Annotated in this window: 16 protein-coding genes; 5 read left to right on the top strand and 11 right to left on the bottom strand. The window is 60.7% G+C overall.

The features are described 5' to 3' along the window. The first annotated feature begins 44 nt into the window (after positions 1-44). Together pncB and nadE are read left to right on the top strand one after the other, a co-directional pair. Positions 45-1268: a nicotinate phosphoribosyltransferase gene (gene pncB, locus L6D81_RS22185; RefSeq protein ID WP_085685119.1), complete on the top strand. Its 1224-nt coding sequence runs from the start codon at positions 45-47 to the stop codon at positions 1266-1268. Between the two features lie 4 nt (positions 1269-1272). Next, positions 1273-2100 (top strand): ammonia-dependent NAD(+) synthetase, encoded by an 828-nt coding sequence (gene nadE / locus L6D81_RS22180; RefSeq protein ID WP_085611050.1) that lies wholly within the window; start codon positions 1273-1275, stop codon positions 2098-2100. A gap of 75 nt (positions 2101-2175) precedes the next feature. On the opposite strand, the gene L6D81_RS22175 is transcribed toward nadE, so the two are convergent. Continuing rightward, positions 2176-3096 (bottom strand): hypothetical protein, encoded by a 921-nt coding sequence (locus L6D81_RS22175; protein WP_236181934.1) that lies wholly within the window; start codon positions 3094-3096, stop codon positions 2176-2178. Between the two features lie 210 nt (positions 3097-3306). Next, the gene (azu, locus tag L6D81_RS22170; protein ID WP_236181933.1) at positions 3307-3753 is read right to left on the bottom strand and encodes an azurin; all 447 of its coding nucleotides are present in this window, start codon (positions 3751-3753) and stop codon (positions 3307-3309) included. Positions 3754-4093: 340 nt separating this feature from the next. Between azu and L6D81_RS22165 the strand changes: the two genes are divergently transcribed. Both L6D81_RS22165 and L6D81_RS22160 read left to right on the top strand, forming a co-directional pair. Then, positions 4094-4681 carry an LOG family protein gene (locus L6D81_RS22165; protein WP_236181932.1) on the top strand — a complete coding sequence of 196 codons (588 nt, stop codon included), beginning with the start codon at positions 4094-4096 and terminating at the stop codon, positions 4679-4681. Positions 4682-4749: 68 nt separating this feature from the next. After that, on the top strand, positions 4750-4929 hold the full coding sequence (locus L6D81_RS22160; protein WP_007950694.1) for a hypothetical protein: 180 nt from the start codon (positions 4750-4752) through the stop codon (positions 4927-4929). Between the two features lie 64 nt (positions 4930-4993). On the opposite strand, the gene L6D81_RS22155 is transcribed toward L6D81_RS22160, so the two are convergent. From L6D81_RS22155 to L6D81_RS22140, 4 genes are all read right to left on the bottom strand, one after another. Further along, positions 4994-5884: a transglutaminase family protein gene (locus tag L6D81_RS22155; RefSeq protein ID WP_236181931.1), complete on the bottom strand. Its 891-nt coding sequence runs from the start codon at positions 5882-5884 to the stop codon at positions 4994-4996. Then, positions 5884-8370 (bottom strand): circularly permuted type 2 ATP-grasp protein, encoded by a 2487-nt coding sequence (locus L6D81_RS22150; RefSeq protein ID WP_236181930.1) that lies wholly within the window; start codon positions 8368-8370, stop codon positions 5884-5886. Before L6D81_RS22150 ends, L6D81_RS22155 begins: the two co-directional genes overlap by 1 nt. Positions 8371-8458: 88 nt before the next feature. Beyond that, on the bottom strand, positions 8459-11734 hold the full coding sequence (locus tag L6D81_RS22145; protein ID WP_236181929.1) for a transglutaminase family protein: 3276 nt from the start codon (positions 11732-11734) through the stop codon (positions 8459-8461). Positions 11735-11945: 211 nt separating this feature from the next. Continuing rightward, positions 11946-14249 (bottom strand): YgiQ family radical SAM protein, encoded by a 2304-nt coding sequence (locus L6D81_RS22140; protein ID WP_236181928.1) that lies wholly within the window; start codon positions 14247-14249, stop codon positions 11946-11948. Positions 14250-14549: 300 nt separating this feature from the next. Between L6D81_RS22140 and L6D81_RS22135 the strand changes: the two genes are divergently transcribed. Beyond that, positions 14550-17069, top strand: coding sequence for a hypothetical protein (locus L6D81_RS22135; RefSeq protein ID WP_236181927.1), 2520 nt, complete (start codon positions 14550-14552; stop codon positions 17067-17069). A gap of 102 nt (positions 17070-17171) precedes the next feature. On the opposite strand, the gene dnaB is transcribed toward L6D81_RS22135, so the two are convergent. The 5 genes from dnaB to rpsF form a co-directional block, all read right to left on the bottom strand. Beyond that, the gene (dnaB, locus tag L6D81_RS22130; protein WP_011332193.1) at positions 17172-18569 is read right to left on the bottom strand and encodes a replicative DNA helicase; all 1398 of its coding nucleotides are present in this window, start codon (positions 18567-18569) and stop codon (positions 17172-17174) included. Positions 18570-18689: 120 nt separating this feature from the next. Then, the gene (gene rplI, locus L6D81_RS22125; protein WP_003186385.1) at positions 18690-19136 is read right to left on the bottom strand and encodes a 50S ribosomal protein L9; all 447 of its coding nucleotides are present in this window, start codon (positions 19134-19136) and stop codon (positions 18690-18692) included. Positions 19137-19155: 19 nt separating this feature from the next. Further along, positions 19156-20046, bottom strand: coding sequence for a YybS family protein (locus tag L6D81_RS22120; RefSeq protein WP_011332192.1), 891 nt, complete (start codon positions 20044-20046; stop codon positions 19156-19158). A 36-nt stretch (positions 20047-20082) separates the two neighbouring features. Then, complete coding sequence (gene rpsR, locus L6D81_RS22115) at positions 20083-20313, bottom strand: 30S ribosomal protein S18 (protein WP_002551829.1); 231 nt, start codon at positions 20311-20313, stop codon at positions 20083-20085. Between the two features lie 28 nt (positions 20314-20341). Then, entirely contained in the window at positions 20342-20770 is a 429-nt protein-coding gene (gene rpsF, locus L6D81_RS22110) for a 30S ribosomal protein S6 (RefSeq protein WP_236181926.1), read from the bottom strand. Between the last annotated feature and the right edge of the window lie 192 nt (positions 20771-20962).

Raw genomic sequence — 20962 nt, 5'->3', positions numbered from 1 at the left:
GATTGATACCGCGCCCACCGCGCGGCCCGCCTGGAGACCCCGTTATGAGCGAGAGTGTGTTTGCCGATCGCATCGTGCAGAACCTGCTCGACACCGACTTCTACAAACTGACGATGATGCAGGCGGTGCTGCACAACTACCCCAACGTCGAAGTCGAATGGGAGTTTCGTTGCCGTAACAGTGAAGATCTGCGCCCGTATCTGGCGGAGATCCGCTTCCAGGTCGAGCGTCTGGCCGAGTTGAGTCTGAGCGCCGATCAGTTGAGCTTTCTAGAGCGCATCTCGTTCCTCAAGCCGGACTTCCTGCGCTTCCTCGGTCTGTTCCGTTTCAACCTGCGCTACCTGCACACCGGCATCGAGAACGGCGAGCTGTTCATCCGCCTGCGCGGGCCGTGGCTGCATGTGATTCTGTTCGAAGTGCCGCTGCTGGCGATCGTCAGCGAAGTGCGCAACCGCTATCGCTACCGTGAAACCGTGCTGGAACAGGCTCGCGAACAGCTTTACCGCAAGTTCGACTGGCTGACAGCCAACGCTTCGGCGGAAGAACTGTCGCAGTTGCAGGTCGCCGATTTCGGCACGCGCCGCCGGTTTTCCTACCGCGTGCAGGAAGAAGTGGTGAATGTGCTCAAGCACGATTTCCCCGGGCGTTTCGTCGGCACCAGCAACGTGCACCTGTCCCGCGAACTGGACATGAAACCGCTGGGGACCATGGCCCACGAGTGGATCATGGCCCACCAGCAACTCGGCCCGCGATTGATCGACAGCCAGATCGCCGCCCTCGATTGCTGGGTCCGCGAGTATCGCGGCCTGCTGGGGATCGCCCTGACCGACTGCATCACTACCGATGCCTTCCTCGGCGATTTCGATCTGTTCTTCGCCAAGCTGTTCGACGGTCTGCGTCATGACTCCGGGGATCCGGTGCAGTGGGGCGAAAAATGCATCGCCCACTATCACAAGCTAGGCATCGACCCGATGAGCAAGACCCTGGTGTTCTCCGACAGCCTGACGCTGCCCAAGTCGCTGGAAATCTTCCGGGCGCTGCGCGGGCGGATCAATGTCAGCTTCGGCATCGGCACCAACCTGACCTGTGACATTCCGGGTGTCGAACCGATGAGCATCGTGCTTAAAATGACCGCCTGCAACGGCCAGCCGGTGGCGAAGATCTCCGACGAGCCGGGCAAGACCCACTGCAAAGACCCGAATTTCGTCGCCTATTTGCGACACGTTTTCCAGGTTCCTGCCGTTTCCAGCCTTTCCAGCAAGGAGTGAATTCATGCAAGCCGTACAGCGTGAGATTGCTGAACAGCTCAACGTTCAGCCGCCGTTCGCCGATTACCAGGCCCTCGAAGCGGAAGTCGCCCGCCGCATCACCTTCATCCAGGATTGCCTGACCAATTCCGGGCTCAAGACCCTGGTGCTGGGCATCAGCGGCGGGGTCGATTCGCTGACCGCCGGCCTTTTGGCCCAGCGCGCCATGCGTGAACTGCGCGAGCGCACCGGTGACGAGGCCTACAAGTTCATCGCCGTACGCCTGCCGTACGACGTGCAGTTCGATGAACACGACGCCCAGGCCTCGGTGGACTTCATCGCCCCGGACGAGCGTCACACTGTCAATATCGGGCCGGCAGTGAAGTCCCTGGCCAGCGAAGTCGCAGCCTTCGAAGGCAAGCACGCGGTGTCGGTGGATTTCGTGCTCGGCAACACCAAGGCGCGGATGCGCATGGTCGCCCAGTACACCATCGCCGGCGCAGCCCATGGCCTGGTGATCGGCACCGACCACGCGGCGGAAGCGGTGATGGGCTTCTTCACCAAGTTCGGTGACGGCGCCTGCGACCTCGCCCCGCTCAGCGGTCTGGTGAAAAACCAGGTCCGGGCCATCGCCCGCAGCTTCGGCGCACCGGAATCGCTGGTGGAAAAAGTGCCGACGGCGGATCTGGAAGACCTGTCGCCGGGCAAGCCGGACGAGGCGTCCCACGGCGTGACCTACGCCGAGATCGACGCTTTCCTGCACGGCGAGCCGGTGCGCCAGGAAGCGTTCGACATCATCGTCAACACCTACAAAAAGACTCATCACAAGCGCGTGATGCCGTTTGCGCCGTGATCGCTCAGTGAATGAAAAAGCCCGCTGAGGAATGATCCTCAGCGGGCTTTTCTTTGAACGGGATTCAATGCAGATTTAACGGGCTTTTGCCGGAACCACCCTGAATGCCCAAGGGGACGAGATTCGACCATCATCCGTTATCGCTCTGATGGTATGAGCCTTTTCAGCCAGATTCGAAATCCTTGCCGTATAGACTCCGTTCGAGTCGGCCTTGAATCGAACCAGATCGCTCTGGTAATCAACTATTTTTCCTTCTTCTCCTGGGTTAGCCGTACCGACAACCGTTAACGATGTATCAGTCGTTTGCTCGTGATTGCCGATCAACTTTCCGCTCTCTCCCAAAAGAAACTGAATGGTTAGCGTCACGCTGTCCACAATCACAACGACCCAGGGTTCGGACTCAACACCCGTGCTTCCTGCCACTGTGAATACATGCGTCCCGGCTGTTAGCCCTTCCAGTGCAGCACTCCACCCCCCATCTCCAGGGACGTTCAGAATGCCTACAGGAACTCCGTTATCCTTAAGAGTGACGCTGGAGTATGGCTCACTGCGGCCTTCAAAATTCAGATCGACAGATTTCGTGCTACTACCATTTTCGATGACATCTCCCTTGGTATCGCTTATCCACAATATATTGGCGTTCTGACGCCCTACCACGTGAACTGTGTATGAGTCAGACTCTTGTCCGTCGGTGGTTTTCACGGTGTAGCCATGCCCCCCGTTTTCCTGGTTTGTAACGATCAAACTGAATAGGCCACGACTATCAACATTCACAAGATCGTGTGCGGGTACACCGTTATCGAGAAGCTGTGCCTTTTGATCAGGAGCAGCACGACCAGTAAAAGATAAATTTCGACTTTCGGTGAAACCGCCATCTTCAACAGGTTTACCATCACCATCAGTAACGGATTCGATAATGGTTGTACTTTTCGCAGTACTCCTCTGCCCCGTCTGAACCAAAGTGTGTTGCTCGGGCAGTTTCTCTTGATCAGTCATACGAAAACTCCTTTTTCTGAAGGGAACGCACAGTCATCTAAGCGTCTCCTCATCTGACCCATCTTTAAAATCTGCGTCTACTGTCAGAAATTACAGGTTGAGGTGCATTTCAGACCGACGGTTATCATCAGTTACACCCTTGGTCTGCAGACAAAAAAACGCCGCTGCAATCACTTGCAGCGGCGTTTTTCGTGTTACCCGTGAACCGAATTACTTCAGGGTCACAGTGCCTTTCATCATCGAGATGTGGCCCGGGAACGAGCAGAAGAAGCCATACTTCTCGTCCGCCTTGAGCTTGGACACGTCGAGGGTCAACGAGTCGGTTTCCTTGGCGCCGATGATCTTGGTGTGAGCGATGACGCGCTCGTCACCGTCCTTCAGGTAGTTCTTGTCGATGCCGGCGGCCAGGCCATCGGTGGCGATCGGCTGCATGTCGGCTTCTTTGCTGATCACCAGGTTATGGCCCATGACGTTCTTCGGCAGGCTGCCGGAGTGGGTCAGCTCGACGGTGAAGGTCTTGCAGCTCTTGTCGATCTCGATGGCCTTGGTGTTGAAGGACATCTGGTCGGTGGAATCAACGGTGGTTTTGCACTCGGCAGCCATCAATTGGCTGCTGGCCAGCGCCAGCAGGGATACCGCAACAACTTTGGAAAACATGGTGAATCTCCAAGGCAGGGTTAACAAAACACAAGTGGTTGGAAGACTGCCTGAAATCTTCGCAAGTTCCTATGACTTGAGTCAAAAATTGTATACAACTTTCAGGCTATGACACTCATCGAAACAATCTAACAGCCAGACGTTTGGCCGGACCGTATCTTCAGGGCTCAACACTCATCTGGAGCATCAGCCATGTCCTTCAACAGCCTGTTGTGCAGTCTGCTCGCCGCTTACGCCTGTGGCGCCAGCGGTACCTATGAAACCCCGAAACGCGAAGTCTAGCCCTTGGATCAAGGCGTGCCAGCCATTACCCTGTGACCGATTGACCCAGGAGGAAGGCATGTCTCTCACATCCGTTTGTGTATTTTGCGGTGCCAACGCCGGCACCACCCCGGCGTATACCGAAGCCGCCATCGCCCTAGGCACTGCGATTGCCGAGCGCAAACTGACCTTGGTCTACGGCGGTGGCGCCGTCGGTCTGATGGGGATTGTCGCCGACGCCGCACTGGCGGCCGGTGGCGAAGTGATCGGGATCATCCCGCAGAGCCTGATGGACAAGGAAATCGGTCACAAGAGCCTGACGCGCCTGGAAGTGGTCGACGGCATGCACGCCCGCAAGGCGCGGATGGCCGAACTCAGCGATGCGTTCATCGCCCTGCCGGGAGGCCTCGGCACCCTGGAGGAGCTGTTCGAAGTCTGGACCTGGGGTCAACTCGGCTACCACGGCAAGCCGCTGGGCCTGCTGGAAGTGAACGGTTTCTACAGCAGACTCACTGCATTTCTCGATCACATCGTCGGCGAAGGCTTCGTTCGCGCGCCGCACCGTGACATGCTGCAAGTGAGTGAATCGCCGCAAACGCTGCTCGAAGCCCTCGACACCTGGAAGCCCACCGTCACGCCCAAGTGGGTCGACCAGAAACCCGGTTAACCGCCGGGCACCGATACAGGGCAGAATACGCGCCGCTCAACCTCACCTTCGACCCCAGAGGATCGCCCATGGCCAAACCCAATTACTCCTTCGCCAAACGTCAACGTGACCTGGCCAAGGAACAGAAGAAAGAGGAAAAGCTTCAGCGCAAGAAACAGATGGCTGAAGAAGCGGCACTGAACCCTGACGGGGAAGTGGCGACCGATGATGATGTTGAAGCACCGAAAGACCAGGCACCCGACGCCTGAGCTGATCCGCGAAATTGAACACCCTCCATTGCGGGAGCTGACTGGCTCCTGCAATGGATCGCACCTATTCCAGCGGCATCACCGTGACCCGCACCTCCGGATCATGGCTCCCTCCCCCCAGAATCACCCCACGCAACGGCGACACATCGGAGAAATCCCGGCCCCAGGCCAGGGTGATGTGCTCCAGTGCCGGCTGCACATTGTTCGTCGGATCGAAATCCACCCAGCCCAGCACCGGGCAAAACACCGAGACCCAGGCATGGGACGCATCGGCGCCGATCAGCCGTGGCTGCCCGGGTGGCGGCTGGGTCAGCAAGTAGCCGCTGACGTAACGCGCCGCCAGCCCGCGTGATCGCACACAGGCGAGCATCAGGTGCGCGAAGTCCTGACAGACCCCGCGCCGGCGCTCCAGCACTTCCACCAGTGGCGTCGCGACTTGCGTCGCTTCGGCATCGAAGGTGAATTCGCTGAAGATCTTCTGCATCAGGGCCTCCACCCCCAGCATCAACGGTCTGCCGGCCGGAAAACAGCTCTGCGAGAACTCGACGAAGCTGCGCTTGAGATGCACGTAGGGCGACTGGAATCGATAGCGACAGGCTTCCAGCAACGAGGCGGACAGCGGCTGGCTGCTGTAGGTCAGCGCGTTGCGGGTCAGTTCCCAGGCCGGTGACTGATTGAAATCCACCACGGGCCGCACCCGCACTTCAACCGTCAGCCTGGCGTTGACCTGCAATTCATCGTGGGGCCGTTCGAAGGCCAGGCGGGTCAGCGGATTGCCGAACACATCCTGCTCGTCACGGCGGGTGGTCGGCTCCGGACTGATCAGCAGTTGTTGCTCGGTGCAACGCTGCCACTCGCATTCACGCGGCCACAGATGCGCCAGTTGCTGGGCCAGGGACACCGGGCTGTCGTAGCGATAGCAGGTGTCGTGAAAGATCTGGTAATGGGCACTCATCAGACGGACACCGTGCGCTGGCTGACATCATCGACATGGGCGAAATGGCGCAGGGCCAGACGGTCGGACACCTGACTGCTGGCGTCGGCGATCTGCTGCAGCAGATCCGCCAGACCGTCGAGGGCCGCGCGCACGCTGGACTCGCCAAACAGCGGGTTCTCCAGACAGCTCAGGTCGAAGCGCGCCAGACGCTCGACCAGTAGCGGCAATCCGGCCTCCCTGGGTACAGCGAAATCATCATTAAGGCGCCTGAGGGTGCGAGTCACCAGTTTCAGCTGGAACAGCACCGCGTGGGGGTTCTGCTCATCCAGCAGCAACAGGTCGAGTACCGGAATCAACTGCGCCACCGCCAGATAACGCGAGCGATAGGTGATGCTGCTGTTGCCCAGCTCCAGCAACCACTCAAGCCCGGCTTGATCGAACGCCCCGGCGCCACGCAGGAAACCCGCAAGGCTGCTGCTGAGAAACTGCAGGCGCTCGATCCGCCGGCCGATCATCAGGAAACGCCAGCCTTCGTCGCGGGTCATGTCGTCGAAGGCAAACCCGGACAGCGCCGCCAGCGACATCACCAGCCGGTTGAGAAAATCCAGCAGTTCACCAAAATCCGGTTCATCAGTGTCCAGCTCCGAAGCCTCACGTTGCAACTCCACCAGCGCCTGCCAGTTTTCCCGGGACAACTTGCCGCGCACCTGGGATGCCGCCCACTGCAAGCGCTGCAGGTTGGAACGCAGGCTGAACGACCAATCCTCGCCGAGCAGTGCCGCGAGCAAGCGCTCCGGCAGTTCACCTTCATCCGGCAGCAGCATCAGCCGCTCGCCCAGATCCACCGCAGCCTGCAAGGCTTGCGGGTCATCACCGTCGACGTAGCGCGCCAGCATGATCCGCAGCAGCCGCGCGCTGTCGTCGCAACGCTCGCAGTAACGGCCGAACCAGAACAGGTTTTCCACCACCCGCGACGGCAGATACGGATCGCGGCGCACCAGATCAGGCACGCCGATGCTGCGCTGGGCTTTCCACTGCTCCCCGCTCGGCGGTCGATCCCCCAGCACCCAGGTATCCTTGCTCGCGCCGCCGCGCTGCATCGACACCACTTCGGCATCAGCCTCGGCCGCAACCCGGGTCAGGCCACCGGGTAACACCCGATAACCGTCGTGACTGGCCACCGCGTACATGCGCATGCCAATCGCCCGGGGTTGCAGTTGCCCGTCCTCGGGCTGCCAGATCGGCGCCTGGGACAACTGGGCAAGTTCTTGCGCAACATAGGCATAAGGTCGGGCCTGCATGCGCGCAGCGAGACTTTCACGCTGTTTTTCGCTCAGATCCCGGCCGAACACCGGCGTAAAGCTTTGCGACGGGAACGCCGGTTTGATCAGCAGCTCCGGCAGTTTTTCCAGGGCTTGGGCCAACACCGGCGCTTCGCCGCACCACCAGGTGGCGATGGACGGCAGAATCAGCTCTTCGCCGAACAGGTACTGATTGATCTTCGGCAGGAAACCCAGCAACCCCGGCGACTCCAGCACGCCGCTGCCCAGCGCGTTCGCCACCAGCACCCGGCCCTGACGCACCGCCTCCAGCAATCCCGGAACACCCAGCGCCGAATCCGTGCGCAGTTCCAGCGGATCGCAGAAATCATCATCGAGCCGACGCATGATCGCGTGCACCCGGCGCAGGCCGCTGAGGGTTTTCAGGTAGACCGTGGCATCGCGTACCGTCAGGTCGCCGCCCTCCACCAGCGGATAGCCGAGCTGGCGGGCGAGATAAAGATGCTCGAAATAGCTTTCGTTGAAACGCCCCGGGGTCAGCAACACCACCAGCGGCGCGTCATCGTCGCAGGGAGCCTGACGGGCCAGGGTTTCCTGCAGGGTGCGGAAGAATCCGGCCAGGTGCTGCACCTTCAGATCCCGGTACAACTCGGGGAAGGCGCGGGACACGATGGTGCGGTTTTCCAGCGCATACCCGGCCCCCGATGGCGCCTGGGTGCGGTCCGCCGTCACCCACCAGCGCCCGTCCGGCGTACGCGCCAGATCCACGGCATACAGATGCAGAAAGGCCCCGTCCGGCGGCGCAATGCCCTGACAGGGCCAGAGGAAGTTGTTGTGGCCGAACACCAGCTCCGCCGGCAGCAAGCCATCGCGGATCAACCGCTGCGGGCCATACAGGTCCGCCAGCACCGCATTGAGCAGCCGCGCGCGCTGGGCGATCCCGGCAGACAGCTGTTGCCACTCGTCAGCGGCGATCACGTGGGGCAGCAGATCCAGTTCCCACGGGCGATCCGCGCCGTTGGGGTCGGCATACACGTTGTAGGTGACGCCGTTTTCCTGAATCTGCCGGGTCAGCAGCGCCTGACGCTGCACCAGTTGCGCCGGGGTGCTGCGCTGCAATTGGTCGACCAGTCGCCGCCAGTGCGGGCGCACCGCCCCGCTGTCGTCGAGCAGTTCGTGGTAGGTGCCCGCCGTCAGCGGGTAGCGGTCAAGCAGGTCAGGCATGGAAAGCTCGGCAGCCGGCAAGGAACGGTCAGACTAACGCAGGCACATGACGCCCGGATATACGAAAAATCCGGGCGTCGTGCATGATTCAGAAACGTCGTAAATCGAGGGTCATCGGCAGCTCGTCGGAGATTGCCAGGACCGGTACAGGAATTTTCCCCGGGGTGTGTCCGAGGCGGAAGAAACGCGCCATGCGCCGGCTCTCCGCTTCGTTGGCATTGACCGGCAGCGACTCGTAATTGCGCCCACCCGGATGCGCGACATGGTACTGGCAGCCGCCCAGCGAGCGCTGCATCCAGGTGTCGAGCAGGTCAAACACCAGCGGCGCATGCACCGGGATCGTCGGCTGCAGGCAGTTGGCCGGTTGCCACGCGCGGAAACGCACACCGGCGACGAACTCGCCCACCCGGCCGGTCGATTGCAGCGGCACCGGTATTCCATTGCAGGTCAGCAGATAACGCTGCGGCGGCAGCCCCGTGAGTTTGACCTGCAAGCGCTCCAGCGATGAGTCGACGTAGCGCACCGTGCCACCCGCCGCGCCTTCCTCGCCCAGCACATGCCAGGGTTCGAGAGCCTGACGCAACTCCAGTTCGATGCCGTTGACGGCGTAATCGCCGACCTTGGGGAAACGAAACTCAAGATGCGCCGCAAACCATTCCGCACGCAGGGGGTAACCGGCATTGTTGAGCTCGACGATGACGTCGGCGAAGTCCTGCTCGATGAAGTGCGGCAGCAGGAAGCGGTCGTGCAACTCCGTCCCCCAACGCACCAGTTTCGGCGGTGCATAAGGCTCGCGCCAGAACCGCGCCACCAGCGCCCGCAGCAACAGCTGCTGGGCCAGGCTCATACGCGCATGGGGTGGCATTTCGAACGCACGCAACTCCAGCAGACCCAGACGTCCGGTGGCACCCTCCGGTGAATACAGCTTGTCGATGCAGAACTCGGCGCGGTGGGTGTTGCCGGTGACGTCGATCAGCAGATTGCGCAGCAAGCGGTCGACCAGCCACGGCGGGCACTCCTCTCCCGGCGCCGGCATCTGCGCGAAAGCGATTTCAAGTTCATACAGCGCATCGTTGCGCGCTTCGTCGACGCGCGGTGCCTGGGAGGTCGGGCCGATGAACAGGCCGGAAAACAGGTACGACAAAGACGGATGGTTGTGCCAATAGCTGATCAGGCTACGCAGCAGATCCGGGCGGCGCAGAAACGGTGAATCGCCCGGTGTCGCGCCGCCGAGCACGAAATGGTTACCACCGCCGGTGCCGGTGTGCCGTCCGTCGACCATGAATTTCTCGGTGGACAGTCGAGTCTGCCGCGCTTCTTCGTACAGAAACTCGGTACGCTCGACCAACTCGTCCCAGGTCGCCGACGGCTGGACGTTGACCTCAATCACGCCAGGATCCGGGGTGATACGGAAATTGCTCAGACGTGGATCGCTCGGCGGCTCATAGCCTTCCAGCAATACCGGGCAATGCAGTTCCTCGGCAGTGGCTTCGATGGCAGCCACCAATTCCAGATAATCCTCGACCCGTTCCAGCGGCGGCATGAACAGGTACAACCGGCCCTCCCGGGCCTCGGCGCAGAACGCGGTGCGGGTCAGCCAGTCGGCGGACTCGTCGATCTTTGGCACACGCTCGTTGGTCGGAGCGGGCTCGCCATGATCGTTGAGCTGCGACGTTTCGGGCAGTTCGGGGAAATCCTGATTCGGATCGTTCGGATGAATGAACGGATACTCCGCCGCCTTCACCCAAGGCTGCGAACCCAACGGCAAGCGATAGCCCAGCGGTGAATCCCCGGGCACCAACCGGCAATGCTCGTCGCGCAGATACCAGCGCCCGCTCTGCCATTGATCACCTTTGGCGGTGCGCGCCAGCGGCAGTACCTGGCCGATGATCTTGTCCAGCCCCTGACTGAACACCTTGCGCAGTCGCGCACGTTCCAGCGGCTCTTCCAGTCGCGAGTCTTCGGCGCTGACGTTGCTCGGCAAGGCGCCCTCGCGCCAGAGGTAATAGAAGTTGTCTTCGTAGGCCGGGAACACAAAGCGTGTCGGCAGTTTCAGGCGTTCGGCGACACTCGCCAGAAAGCGCCCGGCCAGTTCACCCGTGGCGCCGTAATCCTGCTGCTCATCGGCGATCAACGCGTTGTTGTGCCAGATCGGCACGCCGTCGCGGCGCCAGTAGCAATTAAGCGACCAGCGCGGCAGTTGTTCTCCGGGATACCACTTGCCCTGACCGAAGTGCACTAGCCCTTTTGGGGCGTAATGTTTGCGCATGCGCTGAAACAGTTCGGCGGAGAGCCGGCGCTTGTCCGGGCCCAGGGCGGCAGTGTTCCACTCGGCGCCGTCGGGGTCGTCGATGGACACGAAGGTCGGTTCGCCGCCCATGGTCAGTCGAACGTCACCTTCCAGCAGGTCGGCATCGATCTGCCGACCCAGCGCCTGGATCGCCAGCCACTGCTCATCGGTGTAGGGCCTGGTGACCCGTGGCGCTTCCCAGATCCGCTCCACCGACATTTCGTGGCTGAACTCGCACTCGCAAGGCTCCACCAGACCACTGATCGGCGCCGCTGAGGACGGATCGGGGCTGCAGGCCAGCGGAATATGTCCTTCCCCGGCGAACAGGCCGGAAGTGGCATCAAGGCCGATCCAGCCTGCGCCGGGCAGATACACCTCGCACCATGCGTGCAGGTCGGTGAAGTCCACATCAGTGCCGGACGGGCCGTCGAGGCTTTTCACGTCGGCGGTCAGTTGAATCAGGTAGCCGGAAACGAAACGCGCCGCCAGCCCGAGGTTGCGCAACAGTTGCACCAGCAGCCACGCGGAATCGCGGCAGGAGCCGGAGGCATGTTCAAGGGTGTGTTCCGGGGTTTGCACCCCCGGTTCCATACGAATCAGGTAATTGATGTCCTCGCTCAGACGCTGGTTGAGCGCCACCAGGAAATCCACGGCCGGCAACGGCGTGCGGTCGATGGCATCCAGATAGGCCTGGAATTTCGGCGTCAGCGGCAGGGTTTCGAGGTACGGCGCCAGCTCCTTGCGCTCATCGGCGGCGTAGGCGAAGGGGATTTTCTCGGCGTAGGGTTCGAGGAAAAAGTCGAACGGGTTGAACACCGCCATCTCGGCCAGCAGGTCGACCTCGATCCGCAGTTCGGCGGTTTTCTCGGGGAACACCAGCCGTGCAAGGTAGTTGCCCTGAGGGTCTTGTTGCCAGTTGATGAAGTGCTGCTCGGGCGAGACTTTCAGTGAATAGGACAGAATGCGCGTGCGGCTGTGGGCAGCCGGGCGCAGCCGCACGATCTGCGGGCCGAGTTCGACAGCGCGGTCGTAGCGGTAATGCGTGACGTGATGCAATGCGACATGAATCGACACGGCGTACCTCCTGCGAGCCCAAGCGTATTCGAAAGCGCGCAAGACTTATGCCATGCAGAGGCTTGGGCGCTTTCCCGGAATGCTCAAGGCAGTACAGCACCAAAATCGGGCGATGCGGTGAAATGCTTTGGCACAGTTGCACGCAAATGTTGCGAGGCACAACGCAAAACGCCAACCCGAAGGTTGGCGTTCTGTTCAGCTCAAGTGCGTTTCAGCGTGGTACGACCGGCTTGCGTGCCGGTTTCGGGCCTTTGCCTTTCGCCGCTTCCTTGCGCTCCTTGGCGGCCTGCTGGTTGCGGGCGAATGCCGCGGCCTTGGCCTGTTCACGCTTGTCCCAAGGATTGCCGCCGTCACTGGCGCGCGGAGGCAGACCGGTGTGCTGAGTGAGGATCTTGGTGGTCTTGTCCTTCGCGACCTTGTGGCTGCCGGCCGGCGTCGAATTCTTGCGACGGGCACTCTGGTAGCTGTCGGTGGCCGGTTGATGCAGCGGGATCAGCTGGTGCTTGCCCGGCCCGATCAGGTCGGCGCGGCCCATGCGGGTCAGCGCTTCACGCAGCATCGGCCAGCCTTTCGGGTCGTGATAACGCAGGAACGCCTTGTGCAGACGACGCTGCTCTTCGCTCTTGACGATGGTCACGCCGTCGCTCTTGTAGGTGACCTTGCGCAACGGGTTCTTGCCCGAGTGGTACATCGCAGTGGCGGTGGCCATCGGCGACGGATAGAACGCCTGCACCTGGTCGGCCCGGAAGCCGTTGCCCTTGAGCCACAGGGCCAGGTTCATCATGTCTTCGTCGGTGGTGCCCGGGTGCGCGGCGATGAAGTACGGAATCAGGTACTGCTCTTTCCCGGCTTCCTTGGTGTACTTCTCGAACATGCGCTTGAAGCGATCGTAGGTGCCGATCCCCGGCTTCATCATCTGGTTGAGCGGACCTTCCTCGGTGTGCTCCGGGGCGATCTTCAGGTAACCGCCGACGTGGTGGGTCACCAGTTCCTTGACGTACTCCGGCGACTCGACCGCCAGGTCGTAACGCAGGCCGGAGGCGATCAGGATCTTCTTCACACCCGGCAACGCCCGGGCGCTGCGGTACAGCTGAATCAGCGACGAGTGGTCGGTGTTCAGGTTCGGACAGATCCCAGGGAACACGCAGGACGGCTTGCGGCACGCGGATTCGATTTCCGGGCTCTTGCAGGCGATGCGGTACATGTTCGCGGTCGGGCCGCCGAGGTCGGAAATGACGCCGGTGAAACCCGGCACCTTGTCGCGGATCTCTTCGATTTCGCGAATGATCGACTCTTCGGAACGGTTCTGGATGATCCGGCCTTCGTGCTCGGTGATCGAGCAGAAGGTGCAGCCACCGAAGCAGCCACGCATGATGTTCACCGAGAAACGGATCATGTCGTAGGCAGGGATTTTTTCCTTGCCGTACGCAGGATGCGGAACACGTGCGTAAGGCATGCCGAACACGTAGTCCATTTCTTCAGTGGTCATCGGAATCGGCGGCGGGTTGAACCAGACATCGACATCGCCATGCTTCTGCACCAGCGCACGGGCGTTGCCCGGGTTGGTTTCCAGGTGCAGCACGCGGTTGGCGTGGGCGTACAGGACCGGGTCGTTACGCACCTTTTCCATCGACGGCAGACGGATCACCGTCTTGTCGCGGGTCATTTTCGGGCTGGCCAGGATCTGTACGACCTTGGCTTCTTCCGAGTCATCAACCGGGCCCTTCTCCTGCTCGATGGCGCAGGCCTGAGTGTCCTGGGTATTCACGTACGGGTTGATGATCTTGTCGATCTTGCCCGGACGGTCGATGCGCGTGGAGTCGACTTCGTACCAGCCTGCCGGCGTATCACGACGAATGAACGCGGTGCCGCGTACATCGGTGATGTCTTCGATCTTGTGACCATAGGACAGACGCTGGGCGACCTCGACAATCGCTCGCTCGGCGTTGCCGTAGAGCAGGATGTCGGCGCTGGCGTCGATCAGGATCGAGTTGCGCACGCGATCCTGCCAATAGTCGTAATGGGCGATGCGGCGCAGGGAGGCTTCGATGCCGCCAAGCACGATCGGCACGTGCTTGTAGGCTTCCTTGCAACGCTGGCTGTAGACCAGGCTCGCACGGTCCGGACGCTTGCCGGCCATGCCACCCGGGGTGTAGGCGTCGTCGGAACGGATTTTCTTGTCCGCGGTGTAGCGGTTGATCATCGAGTCCATGTTGCCGGCCGCGACGCCGAAGAACAGGTTCGGCTCACCGAGCTTCATGAAATCGTCTTTGGACTGCCAGTTCGGCTGCGCGATGATCCCGACGCGGAAGCCTTGCGACTCCAGCAGCCGGCCGATGATCGCCATGCCGAAGGACGGGTGATCGACGTACGCATCACCCGTCACAATGATGATGTCGCAGGAATCCCAGCCAAGCTGATCCATCTCCTCCCTGCTCATCGGCAGGAACGGCGCTGGCCCGAAACATTCGGCCCAATATTTTGGATAGTCAAATAACGGCTTGGCTGCTTGCATGTCGATAACCGGTGTTGGCTTTCATTGAATTTCGCGGGCGCGGAATATAGCACAAATTTTGACCAATTCCGACGACTGTGGTCGGTTTCTCCAATTGCCGTTTCCCGCCCCCCGGCCCCGCTCCCGATGATCTGCACCTTTCGGGTTCGCAGTAAAACCAGGCCGTGACGCCGAAGACTTCAATCATGCATTCAAGGATGAAAAGACATGCCCGTAAAACCGCCTTCAAAGGGTGTTACCAGCGCTGAAGTACATACCCGGCCCTCGCGCCCGGTCACAGCCCCCCTCGCCAGGAGCGAGATGACCTCGCGATTGCCCCCGATCAACCCGCGTCCCTTTCCCGACCAGCGACCGGACAGATTGCCGACCGTCGGTGACATGGATGCGATAACAGCGGCGCCACCACTGACCGTCAGCGAAATCCCGAACGCTGGAACACCGGCCATTCCCGTGCCGCTTTCAATGGCGGACTATCGCATCCGTCCCGGTCTCTTGCTGCCGGATCCCGACGATCAGGGTCTCATCCGACTCAAAGGTCGACTCTTCGTCAGTACCGAGGATGACCACGTCCTGCATGTGGGCCTGGACCCCGACAACGGGTTGTACCGCGCCAAGCTGCCCGGCGAATTGAAACCCTCCGGGCCGATCCTGTTGCAGGATCCCTTCAGTCTGCGCTGGTTTTTGCCCGACGACGCTGACCTGATCGGTTCCCCGCTGCCACCAAACCGCCTGGAAAGCTTTCGTACGCCTCTGGATTTCGCCGGTACATCGACGGACAGCGAGGGACTGCACGGTTTTGAAGGCAAGCGATACGCGGTCATCGAGGGCCATGCCTACCAGGTCATGCGAGACATCGATGCCTCCTCTCCCGCCAGAAACGTCTGGCGCATCGTCAACCCGAAGGATCCGGTCGCCCACGATACCGATAACGTTTATCGCGCGAGCCGGCCCGGTGAAACCCTGGCCATTGCTCGAGACCCCAACCTCGGCTGGGTATCGAGCCGCTTCGGCCTTCTGGGTGGAATGCCCCGAACCCCTGCTGCCCGAGCCAATGTCGCGCTTTTGCTACAGCGGTATGAGCCTGTCAGGGAAGCCTTCGGTGCGCTGCAAGCGTCCGACGCGCGCTTCAATGAGCTCTGGGGCGTTGCCCAACATCTGCCGGAAGGCAGCGACATCGAAAGAGCGGCGCTGATCGGACTTGAAGTCCATACCCTCAAACATATCCGCCTCCAAGCCGAGTACGTCCAGTCACTCATCGACAACAAGGACTGGCTGGTCATGATGAAAGCCGGCGGTGTCTACAAAACCGAACTGCATGAACAACAGCTGGCCAGGATCGACTATTTCAACAAACTGCTCGCCATCATGGATCGGCGGGCTTACCCCACTGTTGCACTGATGACGGTCAATGCGCTGAAAGGCAATCTCGCTCACATGAGCAAGAAACTGCAGATCCTCGATGACCGCCAGGCCGTAATGGATCAGGTTCGCAAGGTATCCCGCAGCGCTGCACTCGAAATCGAAGAGATCAATCGAGGCATACCCGGCGCTGACCAGATCAACTGTACCCGATACAACCTCTGCCTGCGCCTGCTCTCCGATGACCCGAACATCCCGCCGCCGTTCGGAATACGGAGCTACATGGCCGTCAGTCTGATTGTAGAAGAACTGCACAACGTTTCCGGCCAGTCTCGGCCAGGCGTCCTGCAATTGGCACTCGATGAAATCAGAACGGAAAAAGGCCGCTTCGCAGATCGGTTGCCGGCACTGCCGCCCATAAAGGCACCTTACCTGCAGGAAGCGATCTCCGTACTCGGAACATTCGAGTCGAGGATCGAAGGCCAGTTGAACGATATCTACGCCAGGGTCGACAGCAACACCGAGTGGCCCGCACTCGATCAGGACATCGACCTGGACTTCGTGCCGCAGCAGCCCGCCCCGACAGCCGCCCCGAGCGCCCCGCGAAAGATCTTCCGGACCCGTCAGCATGGGGCTTACCGGGTTCTGGTAGGGGTCAAGCAAGTCGATCCGGACGGTAGCGTCACGGTTCACGTTCCGGACCCGTTCAAACCGGATGCCCCGCCTCAACGCTACGAGAAAAGACAGGGGGAATGGCTGCCGATGCGCTCTACGCCCCCTGCGGCTTCCACACCACAGCTGCTCGGTCAGGCCACGCAACTGCTCGCCAGGGTCGATGGATTACTGGACGAGGGACTGGCGATGGAAAGCCGCAAGTCCAATCCGACCAGTATCCGGGAATCACTGGACGAGAGCGCCGACGAGCTTCACGGATTGGCCAGACGCCTGGAGAACATCGAGGGGGTTGCCAGCGATGCGCAGGCCGCCAGCGTCATCGCGCGCCTCAAAGCAGCGGGTGATTCGCTCAGTGCAGCGGGACGCAAAATCATGGTCCGCATGTACAAGGACAAGACCGTACTGGACGTTTTGCGACTGAACTACCTGCTCGAACATTCCGAACTCAATGTCATCAAGACCGTCGCCCGAAAGCAGTTGGGCAAGGGCAAGGACAAATCGTTTCTCGATGTCTATTCGATCAATGATCGCTCCGCCAATACCCCGCTGTGGGAAGCCCACTTCCATTACGACCGACAGGATCGACGTCCGCTGGATTACACGGTCAGGGGGGCCCACATGAAAACCCTTGCCCAGGCCGGAACGGGCAGCGTATTCCAGCAACGCCAGGAGCAGGCGGGGCTTGCCCATCAGCCCATATGGCGGGAATACATCAGCCCGAAGGTTGCACAGAAGCTCTTCGACTGCGCAAATGAACCACCCGTCGGCACACAGGTTCGGCCATAGCCCGCCCAACCCGTCAATGACCGTCTGGCCCGACGACAGCAACAGAGACGGTCGGACGCTTCGTTTCAACCGGCCCGGGGAGCCGGTTGAAACACTGGGCCATTATTCGTCGTCGTCGAAGTTGTAGCTGCCCGGGGCAAGGTTCTCGAAACGGGTGTATTTGCCGATGAACGCCAGGCGAATGAAGCCGATCGGACCGTTCCGCTGCTTGCCGATGATGATTTCGGCGATGCCCTTGTGTTCGGTTTCCGGGTGATACACCTCGTCCCGGTACACGAACATGATCACGTCGGCGTCCTGCTCGATCGCTCCGGATTCCCGCAAGTCGGAGTTCACCGGACGCTTGTTGGGACGTTGTTCCAGGGAGCGGTTGAGCTGCGACAGAGCAACTACCGGGCAGTTGAATTCCTTGGCCAGGGCTTTGAGGGATCGGGAGATCTCGGAAATCTCGTTGGTCCGGTTGTCACCGCTGGAACCCGGGATCTGCATCAACTGCAGGTAGTCGATCATGATCAGGCCGATGTCACCGTGCTCGCGAACCAGGCGCCGGGTCCGGGCACGCATCTCCGACGGGCTGATGCCGGCGGTGTCATCGATGAACAGCTTGCGGTCGTTGAGCAGGTTGACCGCCGAGGTCAGCCGCGGCCAGTCGTCGTCTTCCAACTGACCGGAACGCACCTTGGTCTGGTCGATACGACCGAGGGACGACAGCATACGCATGATCAGCGATTCGCCTGGCATCTCGAGGGAGTACACCAGCACTACCTTGTCGCTGCGCAACACGGCGTTTTCCACCAGGTTCATCGCGAAGGTGGTCTTACCCATCGATGGACGGCCGGCGACGATGATCAAGTCGGCCGGTTGCAGGCCGCTGGTTTTCTCGTCGAGGTCGGTGTAACCGGTGGACAGGCCGGTGATCGAATCGGCGGTGTTGAACAGGGTGTCGATGCGGTCGATGGCCTTGGTCAACAGGTCATTCACACCCACCGGGCCGCCGGTTTTTGGCCGCGCCTCGGCAATCGCGAAGATCTGCCGCTCGGCTTCGTCGAGGATTTCCTCGGCGGTGCGACCTTCGGGGTTGAAGGCGCTGTCGGCAATTTCCGTGCTGATACCGATCAACTGGCGCAACGTCGCGCGCTGGCGAACGATCTGCGCATAGGCCTTGATGTTGGCGACGGACGGCGTGTTTTTCGCCAGCTCGCCCAGGTAACCGAGGCCGCCGACTTGCGAGGTCTGACCTTCCTTGTCCAGTTGCTCGGCAAGGGTGACGACGTCGATCGGCAAGTTCTGATCGGCCAGTTTGGCGATCGCGCGGAAAATCAGACGGTGGTCATGCCGGTAGAAATCGCCGTCGGAGACTTGATCGAGCACGCGCTCCCAGGCGTTGTTGTCCAGCATCAGACCACCGAGCACGGCCTGTTCGGCCTCGATGGAATGCGGCGGCACCTTCAGCGCGGCGGTTTGCAGATCGTATTGCTCGGGAGCGGAGATTTCGTTCATGGCCACTTTTTAATCAGGAAAAGCAGGGAGTGCAGAAAGACAAAGGGCACGACCTGTAAACAGGATCGTGCCCGATGTTAACCGTCTGACGGACAAGCCGCCAGTCGATCAGGGTGTTGCTTAAGCTGCTACCACGACAACGCGTACGGTGGCTTCAACTTCGGCGTGCAGGTGCACAGCCACGTCGAATTCACCCACGTTGCGGATGGTGCCGTTCGGCAGACGAACTTCGCTTTTCGCCACTTCAACGCCGGAGGCGGTCAGTGCGTCAGCGATGTCGTGAGTACCGATCGAACCGAACAGCTTGCCTTCGTCGCCAGCGGTGGCAGTGATGGTCACTTCCAGCTCGGCCAGTTGGGCAGCACGGCTTTCAGCCGATGCCTTACGGTCTGCGGCGGCTTTTTCCAGCTCAGCACGACGCTCTTCGAACGCAGCCAGGTTGGCAGCGGTCGCAGCGGTAGCTTTGCCGAAAGGCAGCAGGTAGTTACGGCCGTAACCGGCCTTAACGTTTACTTTGTCGCCCAGGTTGCCCAGGTTGGCGATTTTTTCCAGAAGGATCAGTTGCATGTGGAAATCCTCTTAACTTTTAACCTTCACCGTTCGCGTTATCGGTGTCTTTCGACACCCGACCGCGAAAATCAATCAGGCTGTCGACAATGGCCAGAACCACGAGCAACGGATAGATCAGCTGCATGAACAGCAACAGCGTCACGTACAACCCCACCAGCCAGAAACCGGCCAGTCGCCTTTGCGCCACCAGCCCGTGAATCAGGGCCAGCCCGGCGAACACCAGCGGTACACTGCACAACGGCGTCAACATGGCCATCTGCGCACCGAGATTCGGGCCCAGAAGCATCAACGCCAGCAGTAACATCGCCGGCCCCAGCGGGATCCTGATGGCGCGAAACTCGCGACCAAAACCACCCGGGTTGTACAACAACGCCTGCCAGTAACGCCCGACAATCAGGCTCAGCACGCTGACGATCTGCAACAAGGCCGCAATCAGGCCGGTCAGGACTGGTGCGATCAGCGACGCGAAACGCGCCTGCTCGTCTACCGACAAATGTTGGTAGGCATCACCGAGAAGCGCGGGCATGACCTTTATCAAGGCCTGCGCCAGCATCTCGATCTGGGGCGCGAACGCCGCCCCGAGCACCACTGAAAACACCAGCCCCATGGCTACGCTGACCAGCAGCGTGCGGACCCAGGACTCGCTTGCGCGCAACACCAGCGCAAGCCCCGAAGACCCCAGCAGCACCAGAAGTGCCCGTGGGTCATCGGCATACAACCACCAGATCAATGCCGGCAGCAGTCCCAGCGACACGACGCCCAGGGCGTCGGCCAATCCGCGCCGCAGAAGCACCAGGCTCCCGGCGGCAGCACCCAACCAATACAACAACGGCAATGTTGCACACCCGGCCACTACGAGAGTGGCCTGCATGCGGCCGCGCATGATGAACTCAGCTAAGGCACGCATGCATTCAATCCTTTGCTACTTGTCGACTGCCCGGTCTCAGCGGCCGTGGCTGTCGGTGTAGGCCAGCAGGGCCAGGAAGCGGGCGCGCTTGATAGCGGTGGCCAGCTGACGCTGATAACGAGCTTTGGTACCGGTGATGCGGCTTGGAACGATTTTGCCGGTCTCGGATACGTAGGCTTTCAGAGTGTTGAGATCTTTGTAGTCGATCTCCTTCACGTCTTCAGCGGTGAAGCGGCAGAATTTACGACGACGGAAGAAACGTGCCATTTGATAGGCTCCTTAAAAGGTCCGTGGATTACTCGTCAGCGTTATCGCTGTTGTCGCTGTCGCTATCGGTGTCATCGCCATCGGCGCTGCCATCGTGCTCAGGACGTTCGCGACGCTCACGGCGCTCACTGCGGTTTTCTTCAGCCTTGAGCATCTCGGACTGGCCGGTAACGGCTTCGTCGCGACGGATGACCAGGTTACGGATCACAGCATCGTTGTAGCGGAAGTTGTCTTCCAGCTCGGCCAGGGCCTTGCCGGTGCACTCAACGTTCAGCATCACGTAGTGAGCCTTGTGAACATTGTTGATTGCGTAGGCCAGTTGACGACGGCCCCAGTCTTCCAGACGGTGGATCTTGCCGCCGTCTTCTTCGATCAGCTTGGTGTAACGCTCAACCATGCCGCCGACTTGCTCGCTCTGGTCAGGGTGGACCAGAAAGATGATTTCGTAATGACGCATGAATGCTCCTTACGGGTTGTAGCCTGCCGCTCAAAAACGGTCAGACAAGGAGTGAATGACACTTATGGACTTGCTGGCGCGGGGCACATGCGTACCTGCCGCCACAGCAAGGGGCGCAATTGTAGAGAAGGGACTGAAGAGGTGCAAGGCAATTGGTGATTATTTGAACAGCAGCTGCAAGCATTGAGCCTC

The organism is Pseudomonas sputi (assembly GCF_021603585.1).
In the GTDB taxonomy this organism is placed as follows: domain Bacteria; phylum Pseudomonadota; class Gammaproteobacteria; order Pseudomonadales; family Pseudomonadaceae; genus Aquipseudomonas; species Aquipseudomonas sputi.
The sequence above is the reverse complement of the archived record's forward strand: the minus strand, read 5'-3'. Positions and strand labels throughout refer to the sequence as shown.